This window comes from Athalassotoga sp. (assembly GCF_049965695.1).
Taxonomy (GTDB): domain Bacteria; phylum Thermotogota; class Thermotogae; order Mesoaciditogales; family Mesoaciditogaceae; genus Athalassotoga.
In genome coordinates this window covers 1-13,457 of record NZ_JBMFWB010000021.1, presented here as the reverse complement: position 1 = coordinate 13,457, position 13,457 = coordinate 1, and the positions used below count along the sequence as shown (strand labels likewise).

Sequence of the window (13,457 nt, the reverse complement as noted above, 5' to 3'; positions counted from 1 at the left end):
TCACCTCTAATGTTATAATTCTAATATGAAAAACTTCTTATGTGATGATACCATAGGAAAGCTTATGAAAAAACTCCGCTTGCTTGGCTTTGACTCAAAACCATGGAGTGGCAAATGCGAACCTGACAGAATTTTCCTGACGAGATCGAGGAAGAGATGGGGAAATTATGATGGAGAATCTTTTCTCATATTCGCAGATGACTGGAAATCACAACTTAAAGAACTTGAGATAAGATACTCGATCTCCAAAGAAATAAAACCATTTACAAGGTGTGTTGAATGCAACACCGAACTTATCGATGTGAATGTGGAAGAAGTCAAGACCGTTATTCCCGAAAGAGTTTTTCTTTCGGCAGATCATTTCAAAAAGTGTCCGAATTGTGGGAGAGTTTACTGGATGGGCACCCATGTTGAGAAAATAAAAGATGATTTCAAAGAGGTTTTTAATGCTGACGAATTTTGAACAAATTCTCGAGATTTTTAACCAAAATAATTTTGAAAATCGCTTAAAGATAATGTCGGATTTGATCCGAAGTATGTCCGGATCGGTATTTGTTTGTCTTTACGTCTACGAAGAAGAATACAAACAGTTAAGGCTTATGTTTTCTTCGGATAATCTTAAGCCTGAAGAATACAAGATAAAAATTGATACTTTGAATTCAGAACTTTCATCTCCTTTCGAATACAAAGGAAAAATGGCGATTCCGATAAGAGAGCGTGATAAACTCATAGGACTTGTTGCCATTGATACCGGTAAAACGCTTGATCCTTTTCAATGCTCGCAAATAGCAACTTTACTTAAGATATTACTCGAAGACGAAAGTAACCGTGCTACCATGTCTAAACTCGTTGCGATGGAAAAACTTGACAACGAGATAGGAACGGTAAGTACAAATATCGATGAACTGTACAAAAAAGTACTTGACTTTGCCGTTGAAGTGTCAAATGCAGAAAGAGGTACGATATGGCTCATAGGTGACAAAGAACTTATTCTTTCATACACCTCCGGCATATCGGAGGAGGAAATTCTCAAAAGAAGAATCGAGATAGGATATGGAATGGTGGGCTGGATAGCCCAAAGCAAAGAGCCTTTGCTTTCGACATCATCGAAAATCGATCCGAGGGCGACGTTGGATATCTTTTCCTTTCCGGTTAAATCAACAATCGGAGTGCCTATAATCCGTGACAATCAACTCATAGGCGTTATGATGCTTATGAACCGAAAAAACACCGATTTTTACAGAACATACAGACATTTTGACGAATTTGATTTGTCATTACTCGTTTCTATCGCGAATCGCCTGAAAATGGCTATAACCCAGATAGAACTTTACACCAAACTCGAAAAAGAAAATGAAGATCTTAAAAAAATTCAGAAACAAAGCGAAGATTACATAAAATACCAGATGGAACAGGTAAGGCTTCTTAACGCGCTTCAAAAGATCCTGCAGGCTTTGCGGCACACGCAAGACATGAAAAATGTTTACAAGATCGTGCTAATAGGTTTAACATCTAATTCCGGCTTTAAATTCAACAGGGCACTTTTACTTGAAAAGGATGAAGAGTTAAGGGTGCTCGTCGCAAAAGAATGGCTTGGCCCGACCTCCGAAAAAGAAGTACCATCCGCATGGGGAAGCGCAAAAGCAGATGAAGAAAAATATGCGGATTTCGCTCATTACCTGCAAGAAGAAGCGTTAAGAGTCGATCTTTCCGGAGGATTAACATCTTACGCGAACGGAAAGGTATTTTCTTACACGGGAGATTACATCTTCGACCGCGTCATAAACAGATCGAGGATCGTCCACGTCACTCCCATGCTGACTGCCCAAAGAGGAGAAGAGTTTTCAGATTTGCTTGGACTTCTCGGGGTTAAAGAATTCGTTTGCATACCTCTTGTCGGAAGGCGAGACGTTTACGGTGCCATAATACTCGACAACAAGTACACGAACACGCCTATAACCGATGATATGATAGACATGCTTGGAATTTTTTCCGAAAGTGTCGGATTGACGATAGAATCTTTGAAAAGTTATGCCGAACTTGTTGACAAAACCATAAATCTTGAAAAGCAAAGAAGTTCCGCCGAATATTTCAAGGACTTTCTTCAAAACATACTCGAAAATTTGGATGTGGCCATAATGGTCGTCAACAGAGAAAGCGTAATACTCGAATGGAACAAAAAGAGTTCTGAACTCTTTGGCTTCGAGAAATCAAAAATGATAAATGCGGATACAAACATCCTTGGACCTGAGTTTGCAGATATTTTAACCGTGGCCCAAAAGGTTTACGATACCAAAGAGACGATAAGCCTTACGGATTACAATTTCAAATTTGGAGGGAAGGAATTCTTCCTTAACATGACCTTCTCTCCGCTTAAAGAACAAAATGTGGATGTGATAACGGGATACATAGCGATGTTTGAAGACGTAACGCGCAGGCATATGCTCGAGATCGAATTAAGAAACAGAGAAAGGCTTGCCGTACTTGGAGAGATGTCTGCCAAAATAGCCCATGAGATAAGAAACCCGCTTTCAGCCATAGGAGGTTTTGCCCAAAGGGCAAAAAAAATAACAAATGACGATAAAATATCCAAATACATAGATATAATTTTAGACGAAGTGAAAAGGCTCGAAAAAATGGTGAATCAAACTCTCGAATTCAGTCGCAACGAAAAGCATGGAAATTTCGTTTTGTCATGCTTGAATCAAATTGTGAAAGATGTGGTTGATACGTATTTTGAAAAGTTTGAACTTCAGGGTGTTAAAATAGAATTTGAAAAAGATGAAAAAGATCCATGTACGAAGATCGAACCGGATCATTTCAAAGAAGTCATAATAAATCTTGTACAAAACGCGTTTGAGGCGATGACTGGCAGTGGCGTCATAAAGATAAAGGTTTATTCTGACGATAATCATATCTACGTCGATGTTTGGAACAACGGTGTACCCATTCCGCCGGATAAGATAGAAAGTATCTTTCAGCCTTTTTACACGACAAAGACGTACGGAACTGGTCTGGGTCTTGCCATATGCAGAAAAATAGTTGAAGACGAACATTATGGCAAGATAAACGTTAAAAGCGATGCGGAAAGCGGAACAACTTTCACCGTCCAGATTCCGAAACAAATTTGATTTAAAGGAGGTTTGAAATGAAAACAGATCAAAAAAGCATCCTTGTGGTAGAAGATGAAGAGCCAGTAAGAATGTTGATCAAGGAAGAGTTAGAAGATGAAGGTTACAAAGTTTTCACGGTCAAAAATGGTACAGAGGCTCTTGCATATCTTGCATCAAATAACGTCGATCTTGTAACTTTGGACATTGAAATGCCAGACTTGAATGGACTCGATGTTGCCGGAAAGATAAGAGAAATGAAAAAACCGGTTAAAATTTTAATATTGACGGCCTATTCCCATTACAGAAGCGATTTATCAAGTTGGGCTGCCGATGATTATGTGGTGAAATCTTCAAATATGAGTGAAATGAAAAGAAAAGTCAAAGAACTCTTGGAGGATTGAATGGATTACAAAAATACGCTGAACCTGCCGGTTGAAGTAATACCCATGAAAGCAAATCTTGTTGAAAAAGAGCCAAAGATTCTCAAGCAATGGGAGTCATCCAAAATTTACGATAAAATAAGGAAAAATCGTGATGGCGCTCCAAAGTACGTTTTGCACGATGGCCCTCCATACGCAAATGGCAGCATACACATAGGAACGGCTTTGAATAAAGTACTCAAAGATATCGTCGTGCGTTACAAGACAATGCGCGGATATGATTCACCGTACATTCCGGGTTGGGATACGCATGGATTACCGATAGAGCATAAAGTTGCGCTTGATCTGGGCGATAAGATAAAGTCAATGCAACGCATGGACATAAGAAAGATGTGCGCAGATTATGCCAAAAAATACGTTGACGTGCAAAGAGAGCAATTCAAACGTCTCGGTATTTTTGGAGAATGGGACAAACCGTATCTTACGATGGATAAAAGTTACGAAAGTGCCATTTACGAAGTCTTCGCAGATGCCGTTGAAAAAGGCATGGTTTACAGGGAAAACAAACCTGTGATGTGGTGTACCGTCGATCATACCGCTTTGGCAGAAGCAGAAGTTGAATACAAAGACGAGACATCCAGATCCATTTATGTTAAATTCAAATTCAAAGACGATCCTCACAAGTTCATCATAATATGGACCACAACTCCATGGACATTACCCGCCAACAGGGCTGTCGCGCTAAATCCTGCCGTCGATTATTCGTGGGTTAAGATCGATGGTGAAAGATGGCTTATGGCTAAAGCACTTGTCAGTTCCGTGATGACAAAAGCCGGCATTCAAAATTACGAAATAACCGGCGAGGCAAAGGGAAGTACCTTTGAACTTCAAAAATTACTTGAACCTCTCTATGGAAATGGAGTTCCGGTGGTCATGGCCGATTATGTGGAAACCGAAACCGGAACCGGCGCAGTTCATACGGCACCCGGGCACGGCGAAGAGGATTACATGACGGGTAAAAAATACGGACTTGAAATCTTTTCGCCCGTTGACGATTACGGAAATTACGTGCCGGATCTTCCAAAATATGGAGGCTTGAGCATAAAAAAGGCAGAAGAAATTATAATAAAGGACCTTAAAAATGCCGGTATGCTTGTTGCCGAAGAAAATTTCAGCCACCCTTACCCGCATTGCTGGAGGTGTCACAAACCTTTGATATTCAGGGCAACGGAACAGTGGTTCATCTCCGTTGACAAAAACGATCTCAGAAAGAAAACACTCAAAGCGATAGAAGAAGATGTCAAATGGATACCTTCATGGGGAGAAAACAGAATCCATTCGATGATCGAAACGAGACCGGACTGGTGCATTTCGCGCCAGAGAGACTGGGGTATGCCAATACCCGCCTTCAGATGCAAAAAATGCGGAAAGGTCATAATGGATGCCGATGTGATAAGACATGTCGCAAAGATAGTTAAGCGTGAAGGTGGAGATGCGTGGTACAAATACGAGGCAAAAGAATTGCTTCCACCAGGATACAAATGTCAAGAATGCGGTGGAGATGAATTCGAAAAACTATACGATGTCATGGATGTGTGGATAGATTCGGGATCATCTTTCGAGGCCGTTTTAAAGCCACGTGGATTATATCCCGCCGCACTTTACCTTGAAGGCACCGATCAACATCGAGGATGGTTTCATTCTTCACTTTTGCTTGGCATGATAAGGGACAACCGGCCACCTTACGACAACGTCCTTACGCATGGATTCATAAGAGATGAAAACGATCAAAAGATGTCAAAATCTCTCGGAAATGTCATAGATCCACTTGATATCATAAAAAAATTTGGTGCGGATGTGCTTAGATTGTGGGTTTCTTCTACTGAATACAAAAATGACGTAAGGATATCCACAGGTATAATAGAAAAGCAAGTTGACGCTTACAGAAAAGTCAGAAACGTTTTGAGATTCGTCTTTGGAAATCTTGCCGATTTCGATCCTCAAAAAGACAAAGTCGATAATTTGATCGAGATAGACAGGTATGCATTGGAACTTTTAAATGAACTTGTAAAGAACGTAACCCAATATTACGATGATTTTGATTTTCACAAGGTATATCATGCTGTTTTTGATTTCATAACGATAGACATGAGCGCTTTTTACCTCGACATCCTCAAAGACAGACTTTACGCCGAAGGAAAAAATTCTCACGATCGCAGATCGGCACAAACGGTCCTTTACGAGATCGGAATGAGCCTTTTGAAGATACTTGCTCCGATGATTCCATTTACAACAGAAGAGATATACACGACGATACCGTTCAAAAAATTTGAAAGCATCCATCTGGAAAATTGGCCTGAAGTAAGGGAAAGTGATAATTTCATTTTGGAAAAATGGTCAAAGATAAGAAATGTACGTGATGTGGTCTTAAAAGCGCTTGAAGAGGAAAGACAAAACGGACACATCGGTCATCCTCTCGAAGCAGAAGTTGACATAAAAGCCGATGGAGAATTGTTCAAAGTGTTGAAAAGCGTTGAGCCTGATCTCGCAAATGTAATGATAGTTTCGTCCGTTTCAATAGTCGAAGGAGAAGATCTCGACGTGAAAGTCAAACATGCTCATGGACAAAAGTGCGAAAGATGCTGGAAATATTCCGAAACCGTCGGTCAGGACAAAGCGTATCCAACACTTTGTTCAAGATGTGCCAAAGTCATACGAGAGGAAGATTTTTGATGAATGTCCAAGAGTTGATATCCAAATTGAACAAATTTTGGTCTAAAAACGGAGCGGTGATAGATCAACCGTACGATATGGAGATGGGAGCAGGCACATATCATCCGACGACTTTTTTCAACGTTTTGCATCAAAAGGATGGAAGATTCGCCTTTGTTCAACCGTGCAGGAGGCCTACCGATGGCAGGTACGGCGATAATCCAAACAGGATGCAAAGATATTTCCAATATCAGGTTGTGATTCTGCCCTCTCCCGAAGATTCCCAGGGCCTTTACCTCGAATCGCTCGAAACGCTGGGTCTCGGGATAAAAGATCATGACATAAGATTTGTCGAAGACAACTGGGAATCTCCGACGCTTGGCGCATGGGGCATAGGCTGGGAAGTATGGTTAGATGGAATGGAGATAACGCAGTTCACCTATTTTCAACAATTCGGAGGAGTAGAACTCAAAAGAATTCCTCTGGAGATAACGTACGGCGTCGAGAGAATAGCCATGTACCTTCAAAGCATAGAAAACGTTTACGATCTTAAATGGAATGAAAACACCACTTACGGAGATCTTTACCTGGAAAACGAGAGGCAATTTTCAAAATTCAACTTTGAAATCGCCGATACGCAAATGCTTTTCGATCTCTTCGAGAAACATTCAAAAGAATTTGAAAAATTGATAGAGGTCAATCTTTACAGGCCTGCTTACGATGAGATAATAAAATCGTCTCATGTGTTCAATTTACTTGATGCGCGCGGTGCCATCTCCGTTTCTCACAGACAAAATTACATATCAAGGATAAGGATCATGGCCAAAAAGTGCGCTGAAAATTTCCTAAAAGTAGGTGTTGCAAATGTCTGAATATCTTTTCGAATTGTTGCTTGAAGAGATGCCTCCGGCAGATATAGAAATGATTTTGAATACGCTTGAAACTAACCTTAAAGATGCCCTTGAAAAAGCAAGAATAGATCACGGTAAAATAGATGTTTTTTCAACTCCAAGAAGATTTGGCTTTTTAATTCACGATATAGCCCTGACGCAGCGTGATGCCACTTGGACAAAAAAAGGACCATCCGAACATGTTGCCTTCAAAGACGGAAAGCCGACAAAAGCGCTCGAAGGATTTTTAAAATCAAACAACGCTCAACTTTCGGATATCGAAATATCCGAATCTGAAGGCGGGAAATACGTTTTTCTGAAAAAATTCGATCAAGGGATGAAGACCAAAGAAGTACTTCCGCAAACACTTTTAACCATCTTAAATTCATTTCAATTTACCCGCCCGATGAAATGGGGAAACGGAGAATTCTCATACACACGCCCCGTTCACTCCATGATTTCAATCATCGACGAAGAGATCGTTCCGTTTGAATTCATGGGTAAAAATGCTTCGAATGTCACAAAATCTCACAGATATTTGGACAGAGAGATAACCGTCAGATTCGCTGGCGATTACGAAAAGATGATGAAAGAATTCATGATCATCATCAAAACCGATGAAAGAGAAAAGATGATTTTGGATGAAATAGAAAGTTGCGGACTTGAAGTCATGAAAGATGACGATCTTGTGCATGAAATATCGATGATAACGGAATATCCACAGCCTGTCATCGGACAGTTTAAAACAGATTACCTCACCTTGCCGGAGCCTGTTTTAAGGACTGTGCTCAGGCATCATCAAAGGACTTTCATAACAAGAAAGAACGGAAAAGTTTCAAAAGAGTTTTTGGCCTTTCAGGACGGTCCCGCTTCGCGTGCTGGAAATGTAAAAAACGGATACGAAAAGGTCATAAACGCAAGACTTTCGGATGCAAAATTTTATCAGATGGAAGATCTTAAATATCCACTTGATCATTTCAACGAAAAACTTGCGGATATGACCTTCCAGAAAAACCTTGGCACTTTGATGGATAAAGTTGAAAGGATCAAAGAAATAGCCCTGAAAATCGGGACCTTTCTGAACTTCGGTGATCAAGAATTAAAAATCGTCGAAAGAGCCGCAATTTTGTCAAAGAGCGATCTTGGAACGAACATGATATACGAATTTCCGGAACTTCAAGGAATTATGGGAAGTATCTATGCCAAAAATGAAGATCCAAGGGTTGCGCTTGCCTTAAAAGAACAATATGTACCTGATGGACTCGAAGGAGAATTTCCTTCCGACACGATAGGAGCGGTAATCGGAATTGCCGACAGAATTGATACCGTTGTTGCAAATTTCGCCATAGGAGAAATTCCATCTGGATCGCGTGATCCTTACGCCTTGAGGAAAAAAGTCTTTGCGATACTCAGAATCTTAAACAATTTTGAATGGGATCTGGATTTAAAAGAGATCGTTTCAATCGTTGAAAATATTCTGGGCAAAAAAGTTTCTATGGACAATTTAACCGCATTTTTCAAGGGCAGACTCGATGTTATTTTGAGAGAAAATTTAAACATATCCCAGGATGTTTCAAAAGCGGTTCTTGAATTATGGAACAAGCCGTTCAGATCGGCACTTTCGGCGCAAGCCATTGAAAAAAGCCGAAAAGAAGCGGGATTTGAAGACTTCATAATTGCTTACACAAGGGTTCATAACATATCCAAAAGCCATGACTCGTTTGAGTATCATGTTGATCTGTTCGACGATCATGAGAAAAAACTCTTCTCAGCGTACGTCGAGACGAAGCCAAAAGTTGAAGAGGCACTTGAACATCTCAATTACGAGGAAGCATTTGAACATCTCAGATCGTTAAAACCTTCAATAGATGAGTATTTTGACACCGTTTTTGTCATGTCTCCGAGAGAGGATCTCAGGTTGAACAGGTTGGGATTTTTGAAAAATCTCGATCAACTTTTCCTCAATTTCGGAGATCTTTCTTTGCTTCTAAAAAATGAATCAACAAGAGGTTAGCGTGACAGATGAAGAGGAAATTTCTCATTTCTTCAAGGTCAAAGATGTTCAAAATCTTTTAAGTCGTTTGAAATTCGGCTTTGAGATGGTAGAGATATGAACAGCAAAAAAATTTCGTGGTGGTTTTTATGGTCGGTTATACTTGTAGGGATCATAGTAATCGGCAGATTTTTGATACCTTCTCCAGGTAAAAATGTCAACTCGACAAGTTCCATTGTCCGGTGGACTTACAAAACAGAAGGACATATACTTGCATCACCTGCTTTGGGAAATGATGGAACAATTTACGTAGGTTCTTACGATGGAAAGATGTACGCAATAAATCCAGATGGAAAGTTGAAATGGAATTTTACCTCCGGAGGGCAGATATTTTCCGGTGCTTCAATCGGTGAAAACGGAAACTTGTATTTTGGCACCAACAACGGCTATTTTTATGCTGTGGGCAAAGACGGTCATTTTATCTGGAAATTTAAAACAGATGATTCCATAAATTCTACCGCGGCAATTTCAAACAGCGTAATTTATTTCGGAAACAATTCAGGCACGCTATACGCTTTAGATCAAAACGGAAAATTGATATGGGAATACAAAACCAACGCTCCGATCAGATCGAATCCGGTTGTTGGAGAAAATGGAACCGTGTATTTTTCAAACGTTGCAGGTAACGTTTACGCACTTGAGAAAGACGGAAAATTGATATGGGAATACAAAAGTGGTTCTATGTTAGATGGAAGCGTTGGAGTCGGAAATGACGGAACAATTTACTTTGGAACTGAGAATGGCGAATTTTACGCTTTAGACAAAAGCGGGAAATTGTTGTGGACGATCAACATAGGCGGTAACGTGAATGGCACGCCCATCATTTCACAAGAAGGAACCGTTTACGCCATTACAGATCAAAGCGGATTCAATCCAACAGGATATGTTTGCGCAATAAGTAATGGCCACATGAATTGGTTTTACAAAACAGATGGATTTCCGACAACCGTTTCCTTAGGCAAAAATGGCATTTTGTATTTTGGAACTCAAAACGGATATTTATGCGCCCTCGACACATCCGGCACACTTTTGTGGCAATACAAACTGGGAAGTTTCGTTAATTCCGTTCCGGCTTTAGGAAATGATGATACCATCTACATAGGATCGTTAAATGATTATCTCTACGCGGTTAAAATATACTAAACCAGTTTTAAATTTCGAATCATCGCTGCGGCAGGTGTCCCACTCGATGTCTGTCCTCGCTCCGCTGCGAAGGCCATCTCGAGGGCATCCTGCCCTTCGCTTAAATTAAATGAACATTCGACTTTTAAAGTTATTTAAGTATATAACTGATGCACAAAGATGGTAAAATAGCACATGAAAAAAACAGGCGCATGGCTTGTAGCGGGTAGCCTATGGAAACGTCGACGATGAGGTGAAAATATGTCAAACTTTGAAATTGCATATTACAAATCTCCAATAGGCACAATAAAAATAACGGGTACCGATGATCTTATTTATTCCGTTGACTTTACAGACGAGATCCAAGAGGCAAACTACAATTCTCGTGAGATTCAAAATTGCATCTTCCAGTTGGATGAATACTTTGCAGGAAAAAGAAAGATTTTTTCGATCAATTACATCCTTAATGGGACAGATTTTCAAAAGCGCGTTTGGAACGAGATGGCTAATATACCTTTTGGAAAAGTCGTCTCTTACAAGGATATAGCAATATCGATCGGATATTCAAAAGCAGTTAGAGCGGTTGGAAGTGCTGTGGGTAAAAATCCAATGGCCATAATAATTCCTTGCCATCGCGTTGTGAAATCAGACGGTACTATTGGAAATTACGGTGGCGGGCAGTGGAGAAAATTGTGGCTTTTAGATCATGAAGGAAACAAAAGCGGGGCTCGACGCCCCGACTCTTAGATTTTATTTGACTTGAGGAAATCGGATATCACATCTTCGAGATTTGGTTTTCCGATTTCTTCGAGTTCGTATCTGACCCTTAAGGAAGGTTTGTTCATCTTTAAAACCCTGCCAAGATCTATTGGCGTCCCAACGATGACAAGTTCCGCGTCAGATTTGTTAATCGTCTCCTCAAGTTCTTTTATCTGCTTTCCTCCATACCCCATCGCCGGAAGTATCTTTGAAAGATGATTGTATTTTTTGAAAGTATCAACTATCGATCCAACTGCGAACGGCCTTGGATCTATGATCTCACCCGCGCCGAATTTAACGGCTGCAACATAACCTGCGCCATATTGCATGTTGCCGTGAGTTAACGTTGGACCGTCTTCTATGACAAGCACTTTCTTTCCGCGTATTTTCTCCCAATTTTCAACAAATATCGGAGAAGCGGCATCGACAATCGTGGCATTGGGATTGAATTGTGCCGCACTTCTTCTTATTTCATCTATATTCTCCGGAAGTGCCGTTTCTTCTTTGTTTATAACTATCACGTTGGCCATCATGAAATTCGCCAGACCAGGATAAAAAGTCTTTTCATGACCGGGTCTGTGAGGATCGGCAACGACTATGAGTAAATCAGGTTTGTAGAATGAAAAATCGTTGTTTCCTCCGTCCCACAAAATAACATCCGGATTTTCAGATTCGGCCTGTCTTACGATGGCCTCATAATCGACACCGGAATAGATCACGCCTCCTCTATCAATATGAGGTTCGTATTCTTCTCTTTCCTCTATTGTACATTCGTACTTATCCAAATCCGAATATGTGGCATATCTTTGAACCTTTTGCTTGACAAGATCACCGTAAGGCATAGGATGGCGTATTGATATAACTTTCTTTTTGTGATTTCTCAATATATCTAACACTCTTCTTGTTGTTTGACTCTTTCCGGAACCGGTCCTTACGGCACAAATGGCTATGACAGGCTTTTTGGATTTTATCATCGTGTGATTTGTACCCATCAATTTGAAATCTGCCCCTGCCGAAATGGCCATTGACGCTCTTTCCATAACATATTGATGTGGAAGGTCGCTGTAAGACAAGACGACTTCGTCTATCGAATGTGCTTTAACGAGTTTAGCCATGTCTTCTTCCGGATATATAGGTATACCGTTGGGGTAAAGTTTCCCAGCCAATTCGGCAGGATATTTTCTACCGGCGATGTCCGGAATCTGTGTTGCCGTGAATGCCACAACCTCATAATCTGGATTATCCCGAAAATACGTGTTAAAATTGTGAAAATCTCTTCCAGCCGCTCCGAGAATTAAAACTTTTTTCTTCACAAAAGCCACCTCCATTTCTCAACACAAAGTATAGCATAGGCAACTTTAACACCGAAGAAAAGTATACTCACGCATACTCATACATACCGATGCATACTCACGCATAACAACAAAATTCGTCAAAAAAGCATTTTATTCAAGAGAATTGACGAAATTCGCCACTTTTTGAAGAATTTCATCTCTGTCCCTCTTGCGAAGCACAAAATCAAGAGAATCACAATCGATCCGAAATACCGGAATTTCAATTTTGGATATCCACGTCTTGTAAAGTGTGTTAAGTCTTTCAAGATAGTCCTCTGAAATTTTGCTTTCAAATGCTCTTCCTCTGCGCCTGACATGCTCTTTGAGAGTTTCTATTGATGCCTCAAGATAGATAAGACCATGAGGCTTTGGAAGATGATCTGAAAAAGTTCTGAACAGATCGAGATATGTTTTCCAATCTTTGTCAGAAATGTATTCCATATCGTGCAAATTTTTGGCAAAGATGTTGACATCTTCTTCTATTGTTCTGTCTTCCAATATGACGCCTTTTGACGGATCGACTCTTTTTAAAAAATCAAAGCGCTTTATAAGAAAGAAAAGTTGAGAATGAAAAGCCCATTTTTTCATGTCCTTGTAAAAATCTTCAAGATATGGATTTTCTTCCACCGTCTCGTAAACAGGCACATAATTAAGATGCTTTTCCATCATCTCTATTATCGTCGATTTACCTGCTCCTATGTTTCCACAAACACCTATTATCATAACTCACCGCCAATTTTCAGATCACATTCATGCGCCGCTTTTGTACTCATTGTAATGTTATCTTCGACTTGATCAAAAAATCGTCTTTAAAAACTTCAAAGCGATTCAGCATCATCGGTGTCATCCTGAACTTGATTCAGGATCGCCTTTTGCCTTTAACTGCTTACCCGCTACCGTTCACGCGTCACTGTTTTTCGGCTCCGACATGTACCCCGCCGTCGGAATCTGTCCTCGCTCCGCTGCGAAGGCTTCCTCTGGGGTATCATGTCCTACGCCTGCATGTCTTTGCTCAGAAAGTCGCTTTTTATTTTGCTTTCGGCTACTTACCCGTTACCTATAACACGTCACTGTTTTTTCACGCTCTATTCAAC

General features: G+C 40.4%; 10 protein-coding genes. 8 read left to right on the top strand and 2 right to left on the bottom strand.

Features of this window, described 5'->3' with window-relative positions; translation table 11 throughout:
- The first annotated feature begins 25 nt into the window (after positions 1-25).
- The 8 genes from ACP5NR_RS07210 (at position 26) to ACP5NR_RS07175 (ending at position 11,017) form a co-directional block, all read left to right on the top strand.
- On the top strand, positions 26-463 hold the full coding sequence (locus ACP5NR_RS07210) for a Mut7-C RNAse domain-containing protein (protein ID WP_428005252.1): 438 nt from the start codon (positions 26-28) through the stop codon (positions 461-463).
- On the top strand, positions 447-3,131 hold the full coding sequence (locus ACP5NR_RS07205; RefSeq protein ID WP_428006196.1) for an ATP-binding protein: 2,685 nt from the start codon (positions 447-449) through the stop codon (positions 3,129-3,131). The genes ACP5NR_RS07210 and ACP5NR_RS07205 overlap by 17 nt, the downstream gene beginning before the upstream one ends.
- A gap of 17 nt (positions 3,132-3,148) precedes the next feature.
- Entirely contained in the window at positions 3,149-3,514 is a 366-nt protein-coding gene (locus tag ACP5NR_RS07200) for a response regulator (RefSeq protein ID WP_428005250.1), read from the top strand.
- Complete coding sequence (gene ileS, locus ACP5NR_RS07195; protein ID WP_428005249.1) at positions 3,515-6,226, top strand: isoleucine--tRNA ligase; 2,712 nt, start codon at positions 3,515-3,517, stop codon at positions 6,224-6,226.
- Positions 6,226-7,077: a glycine--tRNA ligase subunit alpha gene (locus ACP5NR_RS07190; protein WP_428005248.1), complete on the top strand. Its 852-nt coding sequence runs from the start codon at positions 6,226-6,228 to the stop codon at positions 7,075-7,077. Before ileS ends, ACP5NR_RS07190 begins: the two co-directional genes overlap by 1 nt.
- Positions 7,070-9,109, top strand: a complete 2,040-nt coding sequence (gene glyS / locus ACP5NR_RS07185) for a glycine--tRNA ligase subunit beta (protein ID WP_428005247.1) — start codon at positions 7,070-7,072, stop codon at positions 9,107-9,109. The genes ACP5NR_RS07190 and glyS overlap by 8 nt, the downstream gene beginning before the upstream one ends.
- Positions 9,110-9,205: 96 nt before the next feature.
- Positions 9,206-10,291 carry a PQQ-binding-like beta-propeller repeat protein gene (locus ACP5NR_RS07180; protein WP_428005246.1) on the top strand — a complete coding sequence of 362 codons (1,086 nt, stop codon included), beginning with the start codon at positions 9,206-9,208 and terminating at the stop codon, positions 10,289-10,291.
- Positions 10,292-10,531: 240 nt separating this feature from the next.
- A complete protein-coding gene (locus ACP5NR_RS07175) occupies positions 10,532-11,017 on the top strand; it encodes a methylated-DNA--[protein]-cysteine S-methyltransferase (RefSeq protein ID WP_428005245.1) in 486 nt (161 codons plus the stop codon).
- Here ACP5NR_RS07175 and ACP5NR_RS07170 read toward each other — a convergent pair.
- Together ACP5NR_RS07170 and ACP5NR_RS07165 are read right to left on the bottom strand one after the other, a co-directional pair.
- Positions 11,014-12,357, bottom strand: a complete 1,344-nt coding sequence (locus ACP5NR_RS07170; protein ID WP_428005244.1) for a cyclic 2,3-diphosphoglycerate synthase — start codon at positions 12,355-12,357, stop codon at positions 11,014-11,016. The two genes, ACP5NR_RS07175 and ACP5NR_RS07170, sit on opposite strands and share 4 nt — an antisense overlap.
- A 117-nt stretch (positions 12,358-12,474) precedes the next feature.
- The gene (locus ACP5NR_RS07165; protein WP_428005243.1) at positions 12,475-13,086 is read right to left on the bottom strand and encodes a deoxynucleoside kinase; all 612 of its coding nucleotides are present in this window, start codon (positions 13,084-13,086) and stop codon (positions 12,475-12,477) included.
- Between the last annotated feature and the right edge of the window lie 371 nt (positions 13,087-13,457).

Excerpts from the sequence above, each read along its gene's own strand:
- ACP5NR_RS07210 (WP_428005252.1), top strand. The coding sequence starts at position 26 with ATGAAAAACTTCTTATGTGATGATACCATAGGAAAGCTTATGAAAAAA.
- ACP5NR_RS07205 (WP_428006196.1), top strand. The coding sequence starts at position 447 with ATGCTGACGAATTTTGAACAAATTCTCGAGATTTTTAACCAAAATAAT.
- ACP5NR_RS07200 (WP_428005250.1), top strand. The coding sequence starts at position 3,149 with ATGAAAACAGATCAAAAAAGCATCCTTGTGGTAGAAGATGAAGAGCCA.
- ileS (WP_428005249.1), top strand. The coding sequence starts at position 3,515 with ATGGATTACAAAAATACGCTGAACCTGCCGGTTGAAGTAATACCCATG.
- ACP5NR_RS07190 (WP_428005248.1), top strand. The coding sequence starts at position 6,226 with ATGAATGTCCAAGAGTTGATATCCAAATTGAACAAATTTTGGTCTAAA.
- glyS (WP_428005247.1), top strand. The coding sequence starts at position 7,070 with ATGTCTGAATATCTTTTCGAATTGTTGCTTGAAGAGATGCCTCCGGCA.
- ACP5NR_RS07180 (WP_428005246.1), top strand. The coding sequence starts at position 9,206 with ATGAACAGCAAAAAAATTTCGTGGTGGTTTTTATGGTCGGTTATACTT.
- ACP5NR_RS07175 (WP_428005245.1), top strand. The coding sequence starts at position 10,532 with ATGTCAAACTTTGAAATTGCATATTACAAATCTCCAATAGGCACAATA.
- ACP5NR_RS07170 (WP_428005244.1), bottom strand. The coding sequence starts at position 12,357 with ATGGAGGTGGCTTTTGTGAAGAAAAAAGTTTTAATTCTCGGAGCGGCT.
- ACP5NR_RS07165 (WP_428005243.1), bottom strand. The coding sequence starts at position 13,086 with ATGATAATAGGTGTTTGTGGAAACATAGGAGCAGGTAAATCGACGATA.